Source organism: Arthrobacter sp. TS-15 (assembly GCF_006964045.1).
Lineage (GTDB): Bacteria > Actinomycetota > Actinomycetes > Actinomycetales > Micrococcaceae > Arthrobacter.
In genome coordinates, this window is record NZ_SDXQ01000047.1 from 16,427 (window position 1) to 40,049 (window position 23,623).

Here is a 23,623-nt window from a genome sequence, read left to right on the forward strand (position 1 = left end):
GGGCCGGCCACGCCCTGCACGGAAGGATCCCATGAGCAACGAAGCCGTCGCCTCTGCAAATATCGCCTCCTACATTGACCACACACTGTTGAAGCCTGAGGCCAGTGAGGCTGACGTCCTCAAGGTGTGCGCGGAGGCCGTCGACTACAAGTTCAAGTCAGTCTGCGTCAACCCGGTGTGGGTCAAAACCGTCACCAAGGCCCTCAAGGGTTCCGGTGTGCTCACGTGCTCGGTGATCGGGTTCCCCCTGGGCGCCACCCCCAGCGACGTCAAGGCCTTTGAGGCCCGCGGTGCCGTGCTGGACGGCGCGGATGAAATCGACATGGTGATCAACATGGCCTCCGCCCGCGCTAATGACAAAGGCGCGCTGGTGGATGACATCAGGGCCGTGTCCGAGGTAGTCCACGCCGGTGAAGCCATCCTGAAGGTCATCATCGAAACATCCATGCTGAGCGATGAGCAGAAGGTGATCGCCTGCGAAGCGGCTGTGGAAGCGGGGGCGGACTTCGTCAAGACTTCCACCGGATTCAATGGCGGCGGCGCAACCGTTGAAGACGTTGCACTGATGCGCAAGACCGTGGGACCGGACCTGGGCGTCAAAGCCTCCGGTGGCGTGCGGTCCCTGGCTGATGCACAGGCTATGATTGCTGCTGGTGCAACACGTATCGGAGCGAGTTCCGGAATTGCCATTGTCAAAGGTGAACAGGGTTCATCTGCCTACTAAGGCTTCCGCTGCCGTCAGAGATTTTGAGCCCTGCGGGGCCGAGGAGGAATGAATGTCCAAGAACGCCACAAGCGCCCCCATTGAAAAAGAGAATAGTCTCGTCCAGAGCATTGTGCTGTTCGTGGTCATGATCGCGCTCTTCCTGGGCGCCATCTACTCCCTGTCCTTCCTGACGCTGGATAACCCGTGGCCGATGGCCGTGTGCCTCGGCCTGTTTGCCCTGGCTTTCTGGATCCCGCAGACCGTTTTTGGCCGCTCTGACTCCGCAGGCGAAAGCTAAGCGCTGCCCATGACGTTGAATGGCCCAGGCTCCTGCCTGGGCCATTCCTTTTTGCTGGCCCTTTCCCTGGCTGCCACAGTGCTTCTCACAGGCTGCGGTGGGCCCATACCGCCGGGTCAGTTAGATGCACCCCGGGGAGCAGAACCCGGGCCCTGCCATACCAACGGAAGCAAGGCCGGCAGCGTCCAAGAATGGAGGGTGGACGGCTACCTGGACCCTCAGGACACGTCCACGTCCCTGCAGCAGGCCATAGACACAGCGTCCAAGAGCGGCGGAGCGATCGTCCAACTCCCCAAAGGTGTCTTCACCCTGGAGCGCCCTCTCATTCTCAAGAGCAACGTAACCCTCCGTGGAGCAGGACCGGCAACCGTCCTGAAAGCGGGCCCGGAGTTTCTGGAATTCGAGGGACCGTTCGGTGGGCACCCCCTGATCACCACCAATGGCGCACAGAACGTAACCATCGCCCAACTCACCGCAGACCAAAATGGTGACGAATTGGAGGGCAACCTCCCGGGACGCCTGCACGAGTACCTGGTGGATGTCCGTCACTCCACCAACGCCTTGGTGGAGGGCGTCACCACCCGCAATCCCTACACCTATTCAATCGCGGTGGTGGCCAGCAGCGATTTCTGCGTCCGGAACAACAACACTCTGGTGACCACCAGCGGCCGCTACGATCAGCTGGACGGCATTCACATCACCGATTCCCATCATGGCCTGGTTGAGGGCAACACCGTTGACCAGCGGCAGGGGGCGGATGGCGACGACGGCCTCGTGGCCCAGGCCCTCGGCGCACCCGTTCATGATGTGACGTATCGAAACAACGACGTCCGCGGCGGATCGCACGGCTCCGGCCTGCAATTGGCCGTTGGGACGCATGAGATCTACAACATCACCGTGGACGGCAACCGTTTCTGGGGTTCTCCGGACGGAATCAAAACCGGATACTACGACGACGGCGCCGCTGCGGTCCGCGACGTTGCGGTAAAGAACAACGAGTTCTTCAACCTTCAAGGCCCGTGGCTCAACTTCCACGGCGATTTGGAGAACATCGTGGTGACGGACAACGTCACATGCCACGCCGGCTCCATCATGCTTGAGGATGCGCCCGGGAACGTTCTGGCCAACAATGGGACACGCTGCTGATTTAGCGGCCTGTCACGGCAATTGCACTACCCCGCCCAGAGCCGCCAGCACGCCGGGCCAGTGCTGTTGAGCCAGAGTCCACGCGGCCACGCCCATGCCCACCATGGCGTAGCCACTGACTGGTATCAGGACCAACCACTCACGTCGGGAACCTGCCCGTCCCAGCAAGGGGATGGAGAAGGCCCCATTCGGCCGCCAAATACCCCGGATCACGGATTTGCGCAGGAACTTCGGTGGTTTGATGACAATGGGCCATAGGAGTGGCACCCCGCCAACGGTGATCATGTCCCCCACGATGTGCACCACCACCCCGGTGAGCATGGACAGCGGCAGCCAGCCCCATTGATCCGGCGCGAACCAGGTCACCAGGCCGGCCATCACCACAGCGAAGAGCCAGTTGGTGATCCAGCCTGACTTCGGGAACAGGTTCAGGGCTTTGGCTGCCAGGTTGATCATGAACATGCAGAGCAACCCCGCGCCGATGGAAAGCTTGCCTACAGGGGTCACCATCTGGAACTGGGCCGCCATGGCTGCGAGCACCACGAACGCGGAGGCGCCCAGTAGCGAGTGCGTCCCCTGCCGGTGTCCTCCGCTGGCTTTTTCGATCCCCACCGCAATGACGTTGGACAGCGGGGGCAGCGAATTGGCGATGGTGCTGTGGCGGTGGTCCCAGTCCACCACCAAAGCAGTTCCCGCCGTCGCCATGGCGCCAATCAAAATTCCGGTGGAATCCAAGGGGTACCAGCCCAAGGCGTACGGGCCTGTTGAGGCAATGGCAATCCACGCCGCGGCTCCCGACGCGGCGTGATGTCCTCCCATCATGCAGTTAGCCAGCCTTCACGGGTACATCAGCGAAAATCGCTTCAATGACGTTGTTGGCCCACTGAAGGATCTCGGCGTCCTGGAGGTCCCGTCCGCCGATCCTCGCGGTCTTGGGCTTGGGAATCAGCACCGCGTCCAAGGCAGGCTTCACCTGCGAGCCCGGATACATGCGGTTGAGGCGCATGGTTTTGGACTCGGGCAGTTGCGCCGGCGAGAAGCGGATGAAGTTGCCTTGAAGTGCGACGTCGGACAGGCCGGCTTCGCGGGCACCTACCCGGAAGCGCGCCACGGCAATGAGGTTTTGGGCAGGCAGCGGCGGCTCGCCGTAGCGGTCCACAAGCTCCGCCAGGACTTCCTCGATGGCCTCGTACGTGATGGCGGAAGCCAGCTTCCGGTACGCCTCCAGGCGCAACCTTTCGCCGGGTACGTAGTCGTGCGGCAGGTGGGCGTTGACAGGCAGCTCGATTTTCATCTCCGCGGCCTTCTCTTCGGCCTCGCCGCGGTACTCGGCAACAGCCTCACCCACCAGGCGAATATAGAGGTCGAAGCCCACGCCCTGGATGTGGCCGGACTGTTCGCCACCCAGCAGGTTGCCCGCTCCACGGATTTCCAAGTCCTTCATGGCCAACTGCATGCCCGCACCGAGCTCGTTGTGCGCGGCCACCGCTTTGAGGCGCTCCAACGCCACCTCGCCCAAGGGTTTCTCTGAGGGGTACAGGAAGTAGGCGTAGGCACGTTCCCGGCCACGGCCAACACGGCCGCGGAGCTGGTGGAGCTGCGAGAGGCCGTACTTGTCAGCACCGTCCACAATCAAGGTGTTGGCGTTGGAGATATCCAAGCCGGTCTCAATGATGGTGGTGCAGACCAGGACGTCGAAACGCTTTTCCCAGAAGTCCACGATGATCTTCTCAAGGCGGCTCTCCGACATCTGCCCGTGGGCTACTTCCACACGGGCTTCGGGCACCAGTTCGCGGATCTGGGCGGCGATGCGTTCAATGGAAGAGACGCGGTTGTGGACAAAGAACACCTGGCCTTCGCGCATGAGTTCACGGCGGATCGCGGCGGAGGTCTGCTTGTTGGTGTACGGGCCCACGTAGGTCAGCACGGGGTGGCGTTCCTCCGGCGGGGTGGCCAGCGTGGATGTTTCGCGAATACCGGTCAGCGACATTTCCAGGGTTCGCGGGATCGGCGTGGCACTCATGGCCAGTACATCCACGTTGGTGCGCATTTTCTTGAGCGCTTCCTTGTGCTCCACACCGAAGCGCTGCTCCTCGTCAACAATCACCAGGCCCAGGTCCTTGAACTGAAAATCCTTGGACAGAAGCCGGTGGGTGCCGATCACCACATCCACGGCGCCGCTCTTGACGCCTTCAGCTGTTTCCTTGGCTTCCTTGCTGCTTTGGAAGCGGGACAGCGGCTTTACCCTCAGGGGGAAGCCGGAAAAGCGCTCGGTAAACGTTTCGTAGTGCTGCTGCGCCAGCAGGGTGGTGGGCACCAGGACCGCCACCTGCTTGCCGTCCTGGACAGCTTTGAAGGCTGCCCGTACGGCGATTTCGGTCTTGCCGTAGCCCACATCGCCGGAAACCAGACGGTCCATGGGGATCTCCCGCTCCATGTCCGCCTTGACCTCATTGATGGTGGTCAACTGGTCCGGCGTTTCAACATACGGGAAGGCTTCTTCAAGCTCGCGTTGCCAAGGAGTATCGGCCGCGAACGCGTGACCCCGGGAGGCCATGCGGGCCGAGTACAAGCGGATCAGCTCACCGGCGATTTCCTTGACGGCCTTGCGTGCCTTGGACTTGGTGCTGGCCCAGTCCGCGCCGCCCATCTTGCTCAACGCCGGCGCATCTCCGCCAACGTAACGGGTCACTTGATCCAGCTGATCGGTGGGGACGAAGAGCCGGTCACCCGGCGCGCCGCGCTTGGACGGCGCGTACTCCAGCACCAGGTACTCACGCAGCCCGGCGTCCGAGGACGACGTTCCGGCCACCTTGCGCTGGATCAGTTCCACGAACCGGCCAATTCCGTGCTGCTCGTGCACCACGAAGTCGCCGGCGTGCAGCTGCAACGGGTCCACGGCATTCCGCCGCTTGGACGGCATACGACGCATGTCCTTGGTGGAACTGGCCGTGGCACGGCCCAACAAATCAGCTTCGGTCAACAGGCCAAGTTTGAGGCCGTCCAGGACAAAACCGCGTCCGACGGCGGCGGTGGTCACCTCGATGATGCCCGGCTGGGGTTCCTCATCCAGGGAGTCAACGCGGGAACAGGGAATCTCGGCGTCGTGGAACAGCTCCGCCAAACGCTGGGCGGGCCCGGGACCATCGGTCACCACCACCACACGCCACTGCTCACGCACACGGGAGCCGATAAACTCCAGCATCTCGGCCACGTCCCCCTGGTAGCCACGAGGTTCGCGGGCACGCATGTTGAGCACATCGATGTCCAGGACCAGGTCCTCGTCCGAGGCGAGCGAGGTGATGGACCACCAGGACACGCCGTGTTCCAGGGCGGCCGAGCGGGTGTCGGTGAGCGAGCGGAAACTGGCGGCGTGCAAGTCAGTGGAGGCCTGGGACGAGAGATCAAGGGGCGCCGCACCGCCGTCGGACGCTGTTGACCAGGCAGCTTCCAGAAATTCCTCGTTGGTGGCTGCGAGGTCGTGCGCGCGGGTGCGCACCTTCTCCGGTTCGATGACCACCGACAGCGAGCCGGCCGGTAGCTGGTCCACGAACGGAACCATGGCATCCACCAGAACAGGTGCCAACGATTCCATGCCTTCAACAGCGATTCCGCCCGCGATCTTCTCCAGCATGTCAGCCGCGGCAGGCATGTCAGCCTTGAGTTTGGCTGCACGGGACATCACGGACGCGGTAATCAGGATCTCCCGGCACGGGGGCGCGTGGAGCTCAGTGGGGTGGTGAATTCCAGGTGCTGACAGCGAGCGCTGGTCTGCCACGGCGAACCAGCGCATCTGGTCCACTTCATCTCCGAAGAACTCCACGCGGATGGGGTGGTCCTCGGTAGGTGGGAAGACGTCAAGGATGCCGCCACGGACGGCGAACTCGCCGCGGTGCGTCACCATGTCAACGCGGGCATACGCGGCATCGGACAGGGCACGGACAACTTCCGTGAAGGAACGTTCCTGCCCCACCTGCAAGGTGACGGGGACCAAGTCACCCAGGCCGGCCACAATCGGCTGGACCACGGCGCGAACCGGGGCTACCACCACACGCAAGGGGGCCGCCGTCGAGCTTTCCGGGTGCGTCAGTCGGCGCAGGACCGAGAGGCGGCGGCCAACGGTGTCCGAGCGTGGCGAAAGCCGCTCGTGCGGAAGGGTTTCCCAGCTGGGGAAGGTGGCCACGGACTCTGCCGGGAGGTAGGAGGCGAGCGCCGCGGTGAGGTCCTCGGCTTCACGGCCGGTTGCGGTGACTGCCAGGACCACGGGGGCACTGTCACCGTCGACGCCAGCGGAAGCCAGGGCGTCGGCCATTTCGGCGAGCAACACCGCGCGCATCCCTTGGGGGGCGCTGATCTGGTAGTCGGCGTTCCGGTCGCTGAAGGACCGCTGCGCCTCCGTGCGAACGCGCGCAAAAGTCTTGTCCTCCGCCAGTGCGCGGCGCAGACCGTTGAGGCTCATGGCAGAAACTCCTAGGGTGGGTCCAAGGGCAGGCAACACAAATGCCCGGAAATTCAGATGAATGCCGGGTCATTCCAGCCTACCTCTACCCCCAGCCACAGGAGTTCCATTGCAGCCTTCGGAAGCTACGCATTCCAATACCCCGCAGGAGACCAAGACAGTACTGGTCACAGGCGCCACCGGCTACATCGGCGGGCGACTGGTCCCCCGGCTCCTTGAAGCCGGCCACAAGGTCAAGGTCCTTGTCCGCACGCCACAGAAGATTGCCGATGTTCCGTGGCATGACGACGTTGAGATCATCCAGGACAGCCTTTCCGATGCCCATAGCCTGGCCGCTGCCCTGACCGGCGTGGATGTGCTCTATTACCTGGTGCACTCCATGGCCTCCGGCAGCGGATTTGAAGCCAAGGAAGAATCCATGGCGAAGCTCGTGGCGGGAGCGGCCGCGGATGCGGGTGTGGACAGGATTGTCTACCTGGGCGGACTGCACCCGGAGAACGAGGATCTTTCCATCCATATGCGTTCCCGGGAGACCGTAGGCCGGGTTTTCCTTGAATCGGCGGTTGACTCCATCGTGTTCCAGGCCGGTGTGGTCATCGGTTCGGGTTCGGCCTCTTTCGAGATGATCCGGCACCTGGCAGAGACGCTCCCGGTCATGCCGGCGCCCAGCTGGGTCAATAACAGGGTTGAGGCGATCGCCGTCCGCGACGTCCTGCATTACCTTGTAGCTGCGGCTGCCATCCCGGAGAAACTGAACCGATCCTTCGACATTGGGTCCCGGGACGTCCTGAAATACAAGGACATGATGAACAAGTACGCCGTGGAGCGTGGGCTCCCGCGGCGACTGGTGATCGCCCTCCCCGTGCCCGCGCCCAAGCTCGCTGGCCTGTGGGTTGCGCTGGTGACTCCCATTCCGTTGTCCATGTCCCTGCCCTTGGTGCAGTCGCTGCAGCATGACGCGGTGTCGCGGGAGCACGACGTCGACCGTTACATTCCACAGCCCGACGGCGGCCTGACGCCCTACCGGCGTGCCGTCGCTTTGGCTCTGGGCAAGGAACGGGACGGACAGGTGGAGACCACGTGGGCCAACGCCGGCATTGACGCTGATCCCCTGCCGAGCGACCCCGACTGGGCCGGGTACAAAGTGTTCCTGGACGAACGGACCTTCCACAGCGAAGCCAAGCCTGAACACGTTTGGACCATTATTGAGGGAATCGGCGGCAAGAACGGCTGGTATTCCCTTCCCTTGGCGTGGCGGGTCCGGGGCTGGCTGGACAAGTTGCAGGGCGGTGCGGGGCTCTTGCGCGGACGCAGGCATCCCAAGACCCTGAACACGGGCGAGGTAGTGGACTGGTGGCGGGTGGAGGCGATTGACCGTGGACACCTGCTGCGCTTACGGGCCGAGATGCGGGCTCCCGGCGGTGCTTGGCTTGAGTTGTCGGTAGAGCCCGACGGCAGCGGCAGCCTCTACAAACAACGGGCCATCTTCTTCCCCCGCGGTTTGGCAGGAAGGCTCTACTGGTTGGGCGTTTATCCTTTCCATGGGTTCATCTTCCCTTCCATGGCCCGCAACATTTCTGCGGCGGCCACTACCCTTCAGGAGGCCGGTTCCGGGGTGTCCACCGAGACACCGTAGGATGTTGGGAGCTAAAAAGCTTCACCACAACCATCCACGGAGGACCCATGGCCCTGAGTGCATCCACCACCCTGCCCCACAGCGTTGACCGCGTAGCCGCAGTCTTTGTCAACGAGGATTTCCTGCGTCACACCAGCGAATACGTGGGCGGCTCCTTGGAATCGTTCACCGTTGACGGCGACACCGCCGGCGCTTTCACCACCACCACGGTTCGTACGCTGCCCACCACGCGCCTGCCGGACATCGCACGCAAGTTCGTTGGCGAAACGCTGAAGGTCACCCAGACCGAGAAGTGGGAAGCCCCGGCTGCCGACGGTTCACGGTCCAGCACCATTGACCTGAAGATCGCCGGCGCTCCGCTCGATGTCTCTGCGGTCCAGCGTCTGGTGGCCGAAGGCGGCAGCACCCGGATCGAGCTTGAAGGCAACGTGACCTCCTCGGTTCCGTTCCTCGGTGGCAAGATCGCCGATGCCGCAGAGCCCATGGTTGGCAAGGCCCTGGGAATCCAGTCCCAGCAGGCTCAGGCCTGGCTCGAAAGCCACTAGCGTGGAGATTCCCGCAATCCTGGCGATCGTCCTGATCGTTGCCGGCGTCTGGTCCTTGGTGGTGTGGCCGCAGTTCCTCAAGCGCGTCATGAAGGACCCCCGCGCCCGCGATGCAGCCGGGAAGGCCACCAAGTTCCTCACGGTCCACGTTGTGCTGGTCACCATCTCCATGGTGCTCGGACTCGCGACGGCGGGCATAGGGATCGCGGGCCTGATCGCCTAACCCTCACCCAACTGAGTCGCAGTAGTGCGCGTTCTGAGAGCTCACAACGCGCACTACTGCGACTCAGTTGGGTAGGATGGGTAGTGGTGTGCCGGGAAGTCTGGTCGGCGGTTCTTTTGCCGTACCGCGAATGCCCGCCCACTCTTGAGGAGCCCCAGTGCCCCACCCATCGAGCCAGCCCGCAGCACCCAAGCCCGACTCCAGCAGCTCCAGCAAAGTCTTCTCGCGCTCCACGTACCCCGAATATCGCCGGATCCTCTCCATTCTCCGTACGGAAACGGTGGGCGGCGCACTCCTTCTGGCAGCTACCGTGGTGGCGCTCATCTGGGCGAACTCCCCTGCAGCAAACGGCTATTTCGCACTCCGCGACGTCAAGATCGGCTACGAACCCTGGCATCTTGAATTGAGCCTTGGCCACTGGGCTTCGGATGGCCTGCTGGCGGTGTTCTTCTTCCTGGCAGGACTTGAACTCAAACGCGAATTCGTGGCCGGGGAACTCCGTAAACCTGCCAAAGCCGTTGTCCCCGTCGCTGCTGCTGTTGGTGGCGTGGTGGTGCCGGCCCTGATCTACGTCCTCTTCAACCTGGGAACAGCCGGAGAGACGCTCAAAGGCTGGGCTATTCCCACAGCCACGGACATCGCCTTCGCCCTCGCGGTGCTGGCCGTCATCAACACGCACCTGCCCGCCGCACTACGGACATTCCTGCTGACGCTCGCCGTGGTGGACGACCTCATCGCCATCGGCATCATCGCCTTCTTCTACTCCACGGGGCTCCAGCCGCTCATGCTTTTGGCCGCCCTGGTGCCGCTTGCCCTCTTCACGTTCCTTGTGCAGAAGCGGATCCGCAGCTGGTACCTCTTGCTGCCCCTTGCTTTGGCCACGTGGGGCTTCGTCCACGCCTCCGGTATCCACGCCACCGTGGCCGGAGTGCTGTTGGGCTTCGCCGTTCCCGTCCTGGCCAGCGGCAAAAAGGGAGAACCGGCAGAGGGCCTGGCCGAGCACCTCGAACACAAACTACGCCCCTTCTCGGCAGGCTTTGCGGTACCTGTCTTCGCGTTCTTCTCCGCAGGCGTGGCCTTGGGCGGACTGGACGGCATGGGAGCCGCCCTCAGGGATCCCGTGGCGCTCGGGATTGTTGCAGCATTGGTGGTGGGCAAGGCCGTGGGTGTCTTCGGCACCACGTTCCTGGTCACCAAAACCACGCGCGCAAGCCTGGACTCCAGCATCGCCTGGATCGACCTCTTCGGGCTGGCACTGCTGGCCGGCATCGGCTTCACGGTCTCATTGCTGATCGGCGAATTGAGCTTCGGCGCCGGCTCCGCCCATAACGACCACGCCAAAGTGGCCATCCTGGCAGGCTCCTTGATCTCGGCGCTGCTGGCCGCCGTCGTGCTTAAGGCCCGCAACCGGCGCTACCGCCAAGTGCAGGCAGACGAAGAACGGGACGACGACGGCGACGGCGTACCTGACGCTTTTGCCCGCGCCTAAGGCGGAGGTGCTCCGCCAGAGGCTAGGCGGTGGCCTGGTTGAGCGCGTCCTCAGCGGCAACCCAGGAGATCATGGCGCATTTCACGCGTGCCGCGTAACGGGCCACGCCTTCGAAGGCGGCGGCATCGCCCAGGATCTCCGGGTCTGCCTGTACTTTTCCGCGGGACCGGAGCACCTCGCGGAAATTATCGATGACCGAGTGGAGCTCCTCCACGGACATGCCCTCGCCAAGTTCGCTAAGCACAGAAGCTGAGGCCATGGAGATGGAGCAGCCCGCACCGTCCCAGCGGATCTGCTGAACGGTTCCGTCGGAGACTGCGAGCCGCAGCGTCACCTCATCCCCGCACACAGGGTTCAGCTGGTGCGATTGCCCGGTGGATGTACCGTCCGGCGCACCCGTTTCCGCGAGGCCGCTGCCGTGCCGCTGCTTGGAGTGGTCCAGGATGATCTGTTGGTACAGCTGGTCAAGACTCATGATGCTTGGTGCCTCTTCTGGGGAAAATCGTTGGTTGACGGCTGTGCGGCCAAAGGCCTGTGCCGCGTGTCAGGCCTGGAAGTAGGCCCGGACACCCGAAACTGCGTCCAGGAAAGCGTCGACGTCGTCCGTGGTGTTGTAGAGGTAGGTGCTGGCGCGGGTGGTTGCCGTCAGGCCCAGGCGCCGGTGCAGCGGCTGGGCGCAGTGGTGACCGACGCGAACGGCGATGCCGCGGTCATCAAGGAACTGTCCGACGTCGTGCGCGTGGACGCCGGCGACGTCGAAAGCTGCCAGGCCGATCCTTTCAGACCCTGAGGCCGGACCGACGACGCGGATGCCCTCGATTGCCTCAAGCCCCTTCACCAGACGCTGGCCCAGCGTCGACTCCCACGCATGGATGCGGTCGATCCCGGTCTCGGTGAGGTAGTTCACGGCGGTTGCGAGCGCAACGGCCTGGGAGATGCGCTGGGTTCCGGCTTCGAACCGCTGCGGTGCCGGCAGGTACTCGGCCCGTTCCATGGTGACCGTTGTAATCATGGATCCGCCCGTCAGGAACGGCGGCAACACATCCAGGAGTTCCTGCTTGCCGTACAGCACCCCTACCCCGGTGGGGGCCAGCATCTTGTGGCCGGAGAACACGGCGAAATCGACATCCAGTCCTTTGACGTCCACAGCCATGTGCGGAACGGACTGGCAAGCGTCCAGGACCACCAAAGCACCGACGCGGCGGGCCATGGCTACGAGCTCGGCGACGGGGTTGATGGTGCCCAGGACGTTGGATGCGTGGCTGAAGGCAAGGAGCTTGGTCCGCTCCCCCACGATTTCCGCGGCGGCATCAAGCTGCAAGGTGCCGTCGTCCGCAATCGGGATGTACTTCAGGGTGGCGCCGGTCCGGAACGCCAGTTCCTGCCAGGGAATCAGGTTGGCGTGGTGTTCCATTTCGGTGACCACGATCTCATCGCCCGGACCGATGGCCAGGTCCTTCAGCGCGGACCCACCCCTTCCCTGTGCTGCCCAGAGAGCGGCGTTGGACAGGGCGTAGCTGATGAGGTTCAGGCCCTCGGTGGCGTTGGAGGTCCACACTGTTTCCTCGTACTGCGCACCGATGAAATCCGCCACGGCCTGGCGGGCGTCCTCGAAGACCTCCGTGGCTTCCACGGCAAGGTGGTGGGCGCCACGATGAACAGCGGCGTTGCGTTGCTCGTAGTACTCCTGCTCGGCTTCGATGACACTGAGCGGATTTTGCGATGTAGCGCCGGAGTCCAGGTAGATCAAGGGTTTGCCGTTGACCAGCTGGTCCAGCACCGGGAAATCATTCCGGATCCGCAACACCTCCGCGTTGTCCATGGCATGCATGGATCGCTGCAGTGAGGCGGGAGTTGATACGGCAGTCAAGGGACGCTCCTTGGAAATCCTTCAGGGACTCCTCATTATCCCACGGTGGCCCCTGCCGTGCGGTGCCGCAGGTGTGCCGTACAGCACGTTCAGCCGCCGGCCCTCCCGGGCACCCAGCCCAGCGGTGGAACCATCCCGCTATCGAAGGCGGCCCGGAGCCTCCCCAGGAGCACCGAGGCCCGGCGGCTGGCGGCAGCCCGGGTCCTGGCCTCGTAACCCGCTGCGGCCCGGGAATAGCACAGGGCGGCGTGGGCAAACTGCCGGTCCGCGGACAGGCTCCGGCCCGCCGCTTCAAGTGCTTTGGGGTCGTTGCCCACCAGAGCGGCTGCAAACGTCCCCCATGCTGCCCCGCCCGGACCATGAACAGTTGCTGCCAGCGCGCCAAGGCGTCGCTGGATCGCGGGATCGTCGACGGCGGCACTGGCCGGGTTAAGTGTCAGGAGGGAGAACACCTCTGCCTCCATCAGGATGCTGCCTTGGGCGTGCACATGTTCCGCCAGAGCCATCAGGTGTGTTGACGTCCCGGCAACCTGGTCCTGCGCCGCTGCGACGTACACGGCAGCGAGTTGCGACAACAGACCAGGCTGCGCCCCCAGAGCATGTTGAGTGAAGAGTCCGGACGGATCCGCTGAATGTCCTGCTGCTTGGTCGGAGTCATGCTGAACGGACACCCCGGCGGCTTCCTGCGCAGTCATGCTCTGCCGGGCCTTGGCCAAAGCCTGCCGGGTGTTCCCGCACAGCGCCTCGGAGTAGGCCAGCAGGGCCGCAGCCAGAGCAAGGACTGGCGGCAGACCGGCGTCGTGCAGTTCTGCCAGGACCGGCTCCAAGGTGGCACGGGCTGCACGCGGGAGTCCCTGGCTGAGCTGGACGTAACCGCGGGCGACGTCCAGGCACGCCGAGAGGTGCATCGGCAGGGTGTAATGGGCGGGAGTATCCACCAGCGGATCCGCCGGTTCCCAGGCCAGGTTGTACCGCAGGCCCATCACGTGCCGGAGCAGTACCCCCGGCAGGAACATGTTCAAGGTGGGATCGGCGTTGATGGCTTCCATGGCTGCTGTTGACCTTTTCAAGGCTTCCGGGGCGGCCCCGGACAGCAGCAGACGCTCGGCTTCGTGCACATTGTTCATGATCAATAGGGCGGCGTCAGTGGGCTCCCCCGGCCGATGATGGGTGAACGCAGACCCGGCAGGTAGGGATGCAGCACCCAGCAGCCCCAGAGCCAGCAACCGGTGCGCGGCATCGATCTTCACTTCAGGGAGCCCGCCCGCGGTTGCCAGCTGCCGAAGTTCCGGACCTGCTTCCCGGAGGTGGCCCTCGGCGATCAATGCCCGCGCCCTGACCAGCCTGGCCTCGTCCAGGTGATCCTCGCCCGTCACTGCCGAGGCGGCCCTCAGAGCAAGCTCGGCGGTGGACGGCCTGTCAGCGGCGGGTGCGGCAGCAAGGAGAAGTTCGTCGGAGAGGCTCAGCCCGCAGTCCAGGGTCCACGTGATCCATCGCAGCAGGGCAGGCGCCGTCTCCGTAGTCAGCTCAGGTTCCTCCACGCCCAGCCGAAGGGCCATGCTCCGCGAGCGCGGCACGGACAGCCTGGTCCCCTCCCCGCGCAGCCAGGAACTTGTGCTGAGCAGCGGGGGCGAGCCTGGCAGCAGCCTGATGTGGTGATTGGTGAGGAGATGTTCAATGGCTTTCTGACCGAAGTGACGCTCCACCACCTCAAGCGCCACCGGCTCCGAGAGCGCGATGAGTTCGAGCGCCTGGCGCTCTTCAGGGGGGCGCGAAATGTTCTCCGCCCGGACATGCTCAACCACGCCGGGCCATTCACAGTGGGCCCGGACATCGATGGTCCAGTAACCATCAGCCCGGACCAGGAACCCGGAGCGGCGCGCGTCGTCGACCGCCAGGCACAGCAATCCCACGTTGAAACCGCTCATTGCGGCAAGGAGGCTGCTCGCGCGTCGCTGGACATGCCCGCCAAGGATGGACTGGCACAAAGCGTGTGCCTCACTGAAGGTAAAGGGTGGGAGGAAGTACTGCTCCAGGAAGCCGTCTTCCCAGAGCTGGTAAAGATCAGGCGGGAGGGGGTGTCGGCTTTCCGCTGTGGCCACCAAGGTGGCACCGAAGCCCGGAATGAGTTGCAGCAGGACCGCCAGTGAGGCCGGATCGATGTAGTGGATGTCGTCCACCAACAGGACCAGCTGCGGCCGTGCCGGTTGAACGTGCCGCTTGTTCCGGCGTCGTCCGCGTGAGGGTGTGTACAAGTAGTCGGCCGGCCCCAGAGTACTGGTCAGGGCCCGGAGAACGTGCAGGCCCGGCGCCACGGCCTCGTCGGCCGCTGCCGCCGCCCCTGCCGTTGCCGAAACGGCGCCTAAAGCGCCGAATTGAAGGGCCCGGCGTTCCGGTTTTCCGCTGAAGGTGCGGACGTCGACGGTCTCGGGAAGTCCCTCTTTGACGGAAAGAAGAAGGTGGCTCTTTCCGGAGCCCCGCTCTCCCACCACCACGATGCCGCTGGTGGACGGGGACGGGACTGCCGAGAGGATGAGGTTTAGAAGTTGCGTTCTATCGGGAAATGTTGATGGCCTCAGACCGGCTGTGACGGTGTCTTCGTCCAGCCAAGGGTCCGGCAACATGCACACTCCAATAGCAGCAGTCCCATGATCCGGGAAGGGTTTTTGGGTTCCGCGGTGCGCGGATCCCTGTCCTAGAAGCCGGCGGCGGCTGGGGGGAGAGTCTCGGTCTCAGAAGACTCTGTCGCCGCCGGCTTCGTACAGGGCCGGACCACCTTTCGGTGGCCGGAGCATCGGCTCAAGAGACCTCCGATGCGGGTGATGCGATTTCCGGAATCCCGGTGATGCTTGGGGCTGAACCGTTCTTCCAAGATCAATACTGCCGGGGCGCAACATGCCGTACATCAGTAGTTGGTACTCGAAAAGTGGGCCGCTTTTATCCCGCCGGTACTCTGTTGTACTCAGTCCCCGGACAGGGCACTACTTGGTTGCGACACGAAATACCCGCGCATTACTCCATTGATTGGTTAAATCCCGCGCGATTCCAAGGGAAGCTGCTTTAACGGCGATTTTGCGGGTACTCAGGCGGCGTCGTCAGTGACGGACGGCAGTACCCAGGTCTTCCCGCCTGCGGATACCCAGTTTGGCGTAGCTCCGGTACAAGTGGCCTTCCACGGTCCGGACCGAAACCATGAGTTTCTCGGCAATTTGACGGTCGGTCAGGCCCGAAACAGCCAATGCCACAATGTCCTGCTCGCGTCGGGTCAGTGGCACAGACCGGTCCGCCTCGGTTTGGGGGTCGTGGACCAGGGCGTCGCCCAGGGTTGCCTCATTGACATCCCGCAGTACCGCAGCTTGTCGCGCTTCCGGGCGTTTGCCTTCGGCATCGAAAGTCACAGCCGCTTTGTCGAACGCTACGGCTGCCGGCCCGGGCATCCCGGATGCTGCCAGGAGGTTGCCTGCGTTCACCAGCCCTTCGCCCTCACCGCGCAACTGCGCCGCCGCCAGTGACTGCCAGCCGGTTGCCCAGCTTCCTGCCATCGACGACGCCGTTTCCTGGATTGACTCCAAGGCCTGGACGTCCCCGGCTTCAGCCCTGAGGACCAGGTTTTGGAGCAGAATGCCCGGCAGCCGGTGAAGATGACCCGATTCCGGTAGACCACTAAGTTTCGGCAGCCCTGTGCCCTTGCTGAGAAGTTCCTCGCCAGCAAGGCGGAACAGCTCGGCAAGGGCCTCAACGTAGGCACCACCGGCGGCAGCATCACACTGCTCGCTCTCCAGTCGGCTGGCCAGCGATGCGTTGCCGGACCTGGCCGCCGCGTAGAAGGCAAGGGCCGTTCCAAGGCTTCGCAGCTGCAGCGGGTCCCTGACGCGGAGAGCCTCGACGGCGGGCGTCAGCAGTTCCTCGGCCTTCTCCAATCGGCCCTGACGCAGCAATGACAAGCCTTTGAGCGCCTCAAGATCACCGCCAAAATAGATCAGCCCCCTGGCCGTGGCAGCACCGTACCGGTCCAGGGCAGTCCCGGCTGCCTCCCAGTCTCCAGCCTCCAAGGCGGCAAGCGTGTAGCGCAGCAGCACGAAGTCGCTGATGTAGAGAATCTCATGGTGGTGCTCGTCCAACAGCAGCAAAGCTTCACGCCCGGCGTCCAGCGCCTCCACGGCTTGGCCCTCCACCGTCAACAGCTCGCACTGCATCGCACGAAGGAATATCCGGTTCAGGGCAAGATCGGGGCCATCCGTTGCAAACTTCTCGGCAAACCGGTCCAGGCCCTCGCGGAGTTCCTCGTAGTGGCCGTCACTGGCCAGGACCGCCAATTCCACTGCCCGGACGTGCCCTTCGACCCGTTGGAGCACAGAATCCGACGACTCCCGCTCACCCATCAGGGCTTTTGCCGCGGCCCAGGCATCAGCCACAATGTCAGCCGGCGAGTCTCCCGCGGCGGCGCGCGCGGCAGCCCACAGCAGGCCTGCGCCCACGGGGCCGGCCGCGTCAGCATCCAGGAACCCGGAGCCTTCCTCCAACAGTCGGACGGCACCGCGGTAGTCGCCGTCGTTGTATTTGACCATGGCCATGACGGCGCGTGCCCGCGGGCGCAACTCCTCCGAGCGGACCTTGGCAGCCGCCGCTAATGCCAGCGGGTACTGGAGCGTCTTGGCGGCCAGGAAGGCTGCCTGCAGCAGCCGTTCATCATCGACGTCGGCACCACAGTCCAGGGCCCAGCCCACCATGCGCAGCAGGCCCTCCTCCGTGGACGGTTCTCCTGGAAATTGCTGCACCATGCGCTGGCGGATCTGCAGGCTGCGGGCGGGCGAAACGATCTGCCGGAGCGCCTCACCGTACATGGGGTGCCACATCCTGAGGGGCCCGCCGGGTCCGTTGGCAGAGACCACAAGCCGGTTATCCATCAACGCCCGTACGGTGTCCCTGCCTACCAGCGTATCCAACACCGCGGCGGGGACGGGCTCGGATAAGGCAATGACGTACATCGCCTCCCGTTCGGCTTCGCTGGTACGCAGGACCCTGTTGCGGACTACATCAGCAAGGCTTTCCCCGTCCCCGGAAAGTGCACGCGTCAGGAGCCACACTCCGTTCCGACGGACCAGGTTTCCGTCAGTCCTGGAGTCCTCCAGGAGGCAGTGGAGCAGCAAGGGGTTGCCTTCGGACATGGCGTGCAGGGCTTCGGCCGCACTGGACATGACCGCTCCCCCAAGGGTCTTTTCCGCCAACTCCGTGACAGTGTCCTGATCCAGCGGATGGAGCTCCAACCGCTCTGCCAATCCGTCGTACCAGAGTTGCAGCAACGCCGCAGGCAAGCCGGGCCTGGGCCTGCTGGTGGCTACCAGCCGCGCCCATCCGGCGGTGACCAGCTCGGCCAAAATCTGGGTGCTGCCTTCATCGAGATCGTGGGCATCGTCCACGATCAGCAGCAGGCGGGCACCTTCCCCGCCACGCCGTTGCTCGAACTGGGACCAGAACTCGCGCAGGATCGCCACAGGCGAGGTTGCCTGCTCCACGGGAAGATCCAGCAGATAGGGAGCCAGGACTCCATAGGGAACCGCGGACAAAGCAGGGCTCCCGTGAACCTGCATCACCACCATCTCCCCAGCCAGGCGGGCGGCGATCTCGGCTGCCAGGGCGGTTTTGCCAATTCCGGAATCGGCAACCAGAAGCACAGCCCCGGCGCCTTCCTGCCTCAGGATCTCCATGGCCAGTTCGAGTTCCGCGTCCCGGCCTACAAGGTGCTCAGCCCGCATGGGCAACCCGCGCCGGGGCTACGGAAGTTGCACGCCGCAGTTCACAGCAGCCCATTGAGCTCGCCCCGAGACGATACGCCGAGCTTGGTGAACACCTGGTACAGATGACCTTCTACAGTTCGCACAGACACCCCAATATCCATCGCGATTTCGCGGTTGCTGACACCCTTTCCCGCGAGTTTAGCAATCTGGCGTTCCCGTTCGGTCAATACCGGCGCGTCGCTGCGTGGCTGGATCGGTAACGCCGGGACGGAATGCTCCAACCTTTCGAGCCGCAGTTGTGCCGTTCGGGCCGCCGTGGTCTCGCCGGCGTCCCTGGCGAAGTCAAGCGCCATGGCCACGCAGCGGGCTTCAACCACCAGCAGATCCAGTGCCGCTGCGGCGTCTGCGGCCGCAAGCAGCGAGCGCGAGCTCTTCGTCAGGGCGCCGCGTGCAAGGTCGCCGGAGATCTTGGCCAACGGTCCTTGGCGTCGGCCGGCAATGTCTTCCAGCAGCCGGTACTCCTCATCCGTGCCTTCCACTGTGGCCCCAAAAAGGTTGATGCCGGCGGTGGTGAACCGCTGCTGCTCCATGTCGTTCCGCACCCGGGCCAGCAGACGTTGCTTCACGTCCGGGTCTCCCATCCAGCGCCCGGCCATCTCTGCACAGAACTCAGCCACGGATTCGGAGAAGAAGGTCCCCACTCCCCTGCATGTGCGGAACAAGTCAAGGTATCGGCCGGCCTCCACGGAATTGCCCAATTGAGCATAGGCAAAAGCGGTGGCTGCGTAAGCAACCTTGTTCATGTTCATACTGGGCCGCAGTTCGAGCTGGGCGACGGCCGATCGCAGGGGTTCAATTGCGCTGGCTGGCTTGCCTGCGTATGCGAATGCGAGCCCAATTCCCAGTTCGGTGAGTGCGCCCCTGTATCGGAGGCGTGAGGAGCCCGAGGGCGTGCGGCGCATCAGTTCGATGCATTTGCGCCATTGGCCGGACAGCAGGAGCACCAGGAACGCATGCTTGGCGAAGGATTCCTCCAACTGTGCCGGGCGGTCCACATCCCCCAAGTGCCGTGAAACGGTCCGAGCAAGTTGTTGCGCCTCCAGTTCCCTGCCCAGCATGCAGCGGGCCTCAATCAGGAAGAAGGAGGATTTGAGCCAGTGTTCAGGGTCCTCCGAGGAATCCTTGGCCTGCTCGGCTTCCAAGTCCTCAATCATGGCGGCGTACTCACCAGTGAAGGTTTTGTACTCGTAATTACATAGCTGCAGGCGGTTACGCGCCTTTGCCATGGCTTGCGCGGGATAGTCCTTGGCCTTGGATTCGAGCGTCTCCAAGCAGGCGGCGATCACTCCCGGCACCATACCGGACCGTCCGTCGATCCACGTCATTGCCTGGCATTTTGCTGCGGTGACTTCAGCGAACTCCAAGGGGTCCAAGGCACTCATGCGGGATTCGGGCACTTCATCCAGGGCCTGGGCCGCATGCAGTGGCAGGTCCAGCATAAGGTAGGCCGCAGCCTTCAGACGCTGTCCGGGCACCCATTCACTGTCCTGAGGGTCCAACGACAGGGTGCATTGGATAGCGAAGTTGGGATCGTAGTCATCCAACGCCGCCCGCCCGGCCGCAAGCGCATGCGCGGGCGACGGCGCCGGCTCATCCTCGGACGCGTGCATCCATGCCGCATAGCTCAAGAGATCCTGCGGCGCCAAGGCCTGCAGCTCGGGTTCTTTGGGACCGTGCAGCATCAGGCGCAGCTCACGCATGCGGCGGGTGCTCAGCCAACCCCGGACAACTTCTCCTACATACGGGTCCCGGAGCGAGACCCAGTGCTCACCGGTCTTTTCTATCGTCAGCAGTGCCGCCTCTTCCATGTCCACCAGGACGTCGGCGCCGAAGATCGCTGCAAGATCCAGTAACGTTGCGCGCTGCGCGCAGGCCAGGATTTCGACGACGGTCCTGCTGGCTTGCGGTTCGCGCGCCAGCCTGGAACGGACAAAGTCCTCCACCACCGTGGCACCCTCAAGATTGATCCGATCACGCAGTGTCCAGACGGAGTCGTTGAGGACCAGGTTGCCCGAATGCCGCTGCTCCTCAAGAAGAGCATGCAGGAGCATGGGGTTGCCGCCCACTGCCGAGTGCAGTGAACCCACCAGGGTTGAAGAAACGTAATGGCCAAGAACCGAGCCGAGGACCTGTTTGGTCTGTTCCTCGCTGAGGGTGTTCAGATGAACCTCGCCCAGCACTCCTTCAAGGACCAGCCGGTGGAAATCGGCGGGGAGGTCACTGGCGCGTTGGACGGTGGCGATGACTTTTGCGGTGCCGGTAGCCATAAGGTTCAGCAGCACCCCGGTGCTCATGGGATCCATGCCGCCGGCGTTGTCCACGATGAACACGGTCTCCCGGCCGGCGGCCTCTGACCTGATCAGGTTGGTGACCGCGTGCAGTATGCCGGTGGGCGAACCCACGGCCCCCGAAGGCAGCCGGGCAAGCAGGAAGCCAAGGCATCCGTAGGGGGTCTGACCGCTGGCTACAGTGTTACGCAGCTGGAGGCTGTGGACTTTGGGGCCGAGTGAGGACACCACGGCCCTCGCCAGGCCCGACTTTCCGATCCCCCGCTCCCCCGTGAGGACCACGCCGTAGGAATCGGGTGATTCCAGATGCTTGCCCGCCTTGGACAAATCGTGGCTCCGGGCCAACAGCGACCATGTTTGACGGTCTGTTGGGCCGCCCAACAGATCGGGAGCCGCAGCCCTCGCTGCGCCTCCACCGCTCCTGTTTAGCAACTCCGCCGACATCCGCATCCTTAGCTACACATTCGCGGTAGTCCCCCACCGCTTACCTGCGTACCATGCACACTACCGTCGGGCGCCCGCAGTTTGTAGGGCTAAAGGTCCTCGGGACCGTCAGGCTTTCCTCAGGCTTTCCTCAAGATTTGCTCAAGCTTTGGCGGGGTGGTGCTTCTGTTGCGCCGCGAGCAGGCCCTGGTCCATGAGCAGTTCCACGGCGTCAGCTGCCTCGTCCAGGAGAAACGGCAGTTCCTTCTTCTCCGCGGTAGCGAAATCGCGGAGAACGTAATCGGCTGTCTCCATCCGTCCTGGTGGCCGGCCAACGCCTACTCGGACGCGCAGATAATCCTTGGTGGCGAGTGCTTTTGAAATGTCCCGCAGGCCATTGTGGCCGCCCTCGCCACCGCCAAGTTTTAGCTTGACTGTGTTAAAAGGGATATCAATCTCATCGTGGACTGCGATGACATGGTCCGGGGCAATGTCAAAAAAGTTGCACAGTCCTGCAACGGGTCCACCAGAGACGTTCATGTACGTCATGGGCTTGGCAAGCACCACGCGAGGACCCCCGATACCGAGTCGCCCCTCAACCACCTGGGCCCGGGCTTTGTGCACCTTGAACTTCCCACCCATGCGGGAAGCAAGTTCATCCAGCACCATCTGGCCAACATTGTGCCGATTGTTGCTGTACTCACTGCCGGGGTTGCCGAGGCCAACAATCAGCCAAGTGTCAGTCATGTCTCATCCTAGGAGTGTGTGCGGGTTCAGCCGAAACGGTGGACGGCAAAGAAGAAAGTGGCCGGGAACCCAAGGGTGCCCGGCCACTGAACGGCGTAAGCCTCAAACAGTCAGAAGACTACTCGGCAGCAGCTTCCGTGTCTTCTTCTTCTTCCGAGCCAGCGGCTTCAGCGATGCGGACAACCAGGGTGTCGCCTTCGGTGAGCAGGGTGGAACCCTTCGGCAGGACCAGGTCAGAGGCGTGGATGCTCTCGCCGGCCTTGAGGCCTTCGATGCTGACCTCAACGGCGGTGGGAACGTGGGTTGCTTCAGCTTCGAGGGAAACCGTGGTGGCTTCGAGGCTGGCAACGGCACCCGGAGCAACTTCACCGGAAACGTGGACGGCGATGTCGACGGTAACCTTCTCGCCGGCCTTCACGGTCTGGAGGTCAACGTGCTCGATGATCTGCTTTACGGGATCGCGCTGGATGTCCTTGACGAGCGTGAGGTGCTGCTCGCCGTCGACGTCGATCGCGAGGAGGGCGTTGGAAACGCGCACTGCCAGCGTGGTGGCACGGCCCGGCAGGTTGATGTGGATCGGCTCTGCGCCGTGACCGTAGATGACAGCCGGGATCTGGCCGGCCATACGTGCACGGCGGGCGAAACCCTTGCCGAATTCGGTGCGCAGTTCTGCGGTGAGCTTCTGCTCAGACATGTGTACTCCTTGATTACTGTGTCACCCGGAAAGTCCGGGCTGGTCTATCAGCAAGGGCGGAGGTCTGGAGACCTTCTACGCCCAGCTGAGATCGGCCGCCGAGCAGCCGTTCCGCCTGTGTTGAAGGAGATGCAGACCCAGTCGATAACGGAGACCCGCAACCCTGATCCACATAATGCGGACCGGATGTGCTCTCCCTCGCCAAGGTATCCCCAAAAGTTTAGCAGCGGATCGCACTCTTTCTGAAAACGACCAAAGAAAACGGGCCACCCGCACGCCCGAAGGCGGCAGATGGCCCGCTTAAGTCAGCAGTCCGGCGTTAGGCTTTGCCGTCGAACAGGCTGGTGACCGAACCGTCGTCGAACACTTCACGAATGGCGCGCGCAATCAAGGGAGCGATCGACAACACCGTCAGCGACGGGAAGCGCTTCTCAGCCGGGATGGGCAGGGTGTTGGTGACCACAACTTCACGGGCACCGGAGTCGGCAAGGCGCTGCGCGGCGGGATCCGAGAACACTGCGTGGGTGCAGGCGATGATGACGTCCTTTGCGCCGGCGTTCTTCAACACCTGGACAGCGCCGGAGATGGTTCCACCGGTGTCGATCATGTCGTCGATCAGCACGCAGGTGCGTCCCTCAACCTGGCCAACAACGGTCTTGGAAACGGCCTGGTTGGGGACGGTGAGGTCGCGGCTCTTGTGAACAAATGCGAGCGGGGCGCCGCCCAGGCGCTCTGCCCACTGCTCTGCAACCCGGACTCGGCCGGTGTCCGGGGAAACAACAGTGATGTTGTCAGCTTCCACCTTGGTGCGGATGTAGTCAGCCAGCAGCGGGATGGCCATCAGGTGGTCAACGGGGCCGTCGAAGAAGCCCTGGATCTGCGAGGTGTGCAGATCAACGGACATGATGCGGTCCGCGCCGGCAGTCTTGTAGAGGTCGGCAACCAAGCGGGCGGAGATGGGCTCGCGGCCACGGCCCTTCTTGTCTTGGCGGGAGTAGGGGTAGAACGGGGAAACAACCGTGATCCTCTTGGCCGAGGCCCGCTTGAGGGAGTCGATCATGATCAACTGCTCCATCAGCCAGTTGTTCAACGGAGCCGGGTGGGCCTGGATGACGAAGGCATCAGTGCCACGGACGCTCTCGGCCGAACGGACGTAGATTTCCCCGTTGGCGAAGTCGTAGGCGTCGATCGGCAGGAGCTCGGTCTCCAGCTCCTTCGCGATTTCCTGCGCCAGCTCCGGATGCGCCCTTCCGGCGGCGAGAATCAGTTTCTTCTCGCCGTGTGCGGTAATTTCGCTCATG

Annotated in this window: 17 protein-coding genes; 7 read left to right on the forward strand and 10 right to left on the reverse strand. The window is 63.6% G+C overall.

Features of this window, described 5'->3' with window-relative positions; translation table 11 throughout:
- Positions 1-31: 31 nt before the first annotated feature.
- The 3 genes from deoC to EU811_RS18740 all read left to right on the forward strand — a co-directional run bounded on the left by deoC (position 32) and on the right by EU811_RS18740 (position 2,150).
- Positions 32-724, forward strand: coding sequence for a deoxyribose-phosphate aldolase (gene deoC, locus EU811_RS18730; RefSeq protein WP_142939817.1), 693 nt, complete (start codon positions 32-34; stop codon positions 722-724).
- Positions 725-776: 52 nt separating this feature from the next.
- The gene (locus EU811_RS18735; protein WP_142939818.1) at positions 777-1,004 is read left to right on the forward strand and encodes a hypothetical protein; all 228 of its coding nucleotides are present in this window, start codon (positions 777-779) and stop codon (positions 1,002-1,004) included.
- A 198-nt stretch (positions 1,005-1,202) separates the two neighbouring features.
- Positions 1,203-2,150: a right-handed parallel beta-helix repeat-containing protein gene (locus EU811_RS18740; protein WP_160147662.1), complete on the forward strand. Its 948-nt coding sequence runs from the start codon at positions 1,203-1,205 to the stop codon at positions 2,148-2,150.
- 12 nt (positions 2,151-2,162) lie between these two features.
- On the opposite strand, the gene EU811_RS18745 is transcribed toward EU811_RS18740, so the two are convergent.
- Both EU811_RS18745 and mfd read right to left on the reverse strand, forming a co-directional pair.
- Positions 2,163-2,972, reverse strand: a complete 810-nt coding sequence (locus EU811_RS18745; protein WP_142939820.1) for a metal-dependent hydrolase — start codon at positions 2,970-2,972, stop codon at positions 2,163-2,165.
- 4 nt (positions 2,973-2,976) lie between these two features.
- The gene (mfd, locus tag EU811_RS18750; RefSeq protein WP_142939821.1) at positions 2,977-6,609 is read right to left on the reverse strand and encodes a transcription-repair coupling factor; all 3,633 of its coding nucleotides are present in this window, start codon (positions 6,607-6,609) and stop codon (positions 2,977-2,979) included.
- A 109-nt stretch (positions 6,610-6,718) separates the two neighbouring features.
- Between mfd and EU811_RS18755 the strand changes: the two genes are divergently transcribed.
- The 4 genes from EU811_RS18755 (at position 6,719) to nhaA (ending at position 10,502) form a co-directional block, all read left to right on the forward strand.
- Complete coding sequence (locus EU811_RS18755) at positions 6,719-8,245, forward strand: SDR family oxidoreductase (protein ID WP_142939822.1); 1,527 nt, start codon at positions 6,719-6,721, stop codon at positions 8,243-8,245.
- 47 nt (positions 8,246-8,292) lie between these two features.
- Positions 8,293-8,790 (forward strand): DUF2505 domain-containing protein, encoded by a 498-nt coding sequence (locus EU811_RS18760; protein ID WP_142939823.1) that lies wholly within the window; start codon positions 8,293-8,295, stop codon positions 8,788-8,790.
- Position 8,791: 1 nt separating this feature from the next.
- Complete coding sequence (locus EU811_RS18765; protein WP_142939824.1) at positions 8,792-9,013, forward strand: SCO4848 family membrane protein; 222 nt, start codon at positions 8,792-8,794, stop codon at positions 9,011-9,013.
- Between the two features lie 157 nt (positions 9,014-9,170).
- Positions 9,171-10,502, forward strand: a complete 1,332-nt coding sequence (gene nhaA, locus EU811_RS18770; protein WP_142939825.1) for a Na+/H+ antiporter NhaA — start codon at positions 9,171-9,173, stop codon at positions 10,500-10,502.
- Between the two features lie 22 nt (positions 10,503-10,524).
- On the opposite strand, the gene sufU is transcribed toward nhaA, so the two are convergent.
- From sufU to EU811_RS18810, 8 genes are all read right to left on the reverse strand, one after another.
- Positions 10,525-10,977: a Fe-S cluster assembly sulfur transfer protein SufU gene (gene sufU, locus EU811_RS18775; protein WP_142939826.1), complete on the reverse strand. Its 453-nt coding sequence runs from the start codon at positions 10,975-10,977 to the stop codon at positions 10,525-10,527.
- Between the two features lie 69 nt (positions 10,978-11,046).
- Positions 11,047-12,372 (reverse strand): cysteine desulfurase, encoded by a 1,326-nt coding sequence (locus EU811_RS18780; protein WP_142939827.1) that lies wholly within the window; start codon positions 12,370-12,372, stop codon positions 11,047-11,049.
- Between the two features lie 89 nt (positions 12,373-12,461).
- Positions 12,462-14,996 carry an ATP-binding protein gene (locus tag EU811_RS18785; RefSeq protein WP_142939828.1) on the reverse strand — a complete coding sequence of 845 codons (2,535 nt, stop codon included), beginning with the start codon at positions 14,994-14,996 and terminating at the stop codon, positions 12,462-12,464.
- 471 nt (positions 14,997-15,467) lie between these two features.
- Entirely contained in the window at positions 15,468-18,128 is a 2,661-nt protein-coding gene (locus EU811_RS18790) for a helix-turn-helix transcriptional regulator (protein ID WP_142939829.1), read from the reverse strand.
- A 41-nt stretch (positions 18,129-18,169) separates the two neighbouring features.
- Positions 18,170-20,902, reverse strand: coding sequence for a helix-turn-helix transcriptional regulator (locus EU811_RS18795; RefSeq protein ID WP_238703458.1), 2,733 nt, complete (start codon positions 20,900-20,902; stop codon positions 18,170-18,172).
- A gap of 141 nt (positions 20,903-21,043) precedes the next feature.
- Positions 21,044-21,628, reverse strand: coding sequence for an aminoacyl-tRNA hydrolase (pth, locus tag EU811_RS18800; protein ID WP_142939831.1), 585 nt, complete (start codon positions 21,626-21,628; stop codon positions 21,044-21,046).
- A 118-nt stretch (positions 21,629-21,746) separates the two neighbouring features.
- Complete coding sequence (locus EU811_RS18805; protein ID WP_142939832.1) at positions 21,747-22,322, reverse strand: 50S ribosomal protein L25/general stress protein Ctc; 576 nt, start codon at positions 22,320-22,322, stop codon at positions 21,747-21,749.
- Positions 22,323-22,641: 319 nt separating this feature from the next.
- On the reverse strand, positions 22,642-23,622 hold the full coding sequence (locus EU811_RS18810) for a ribose-phosphate diphosphokinase (RefSeq protein WP_011774071.1): 981 nt from the start codon (positions 23,620-23,622) through the stop codon (positions 22,642-22,644).
- Position 23,623: the final 1 nt, after the last annotated feature.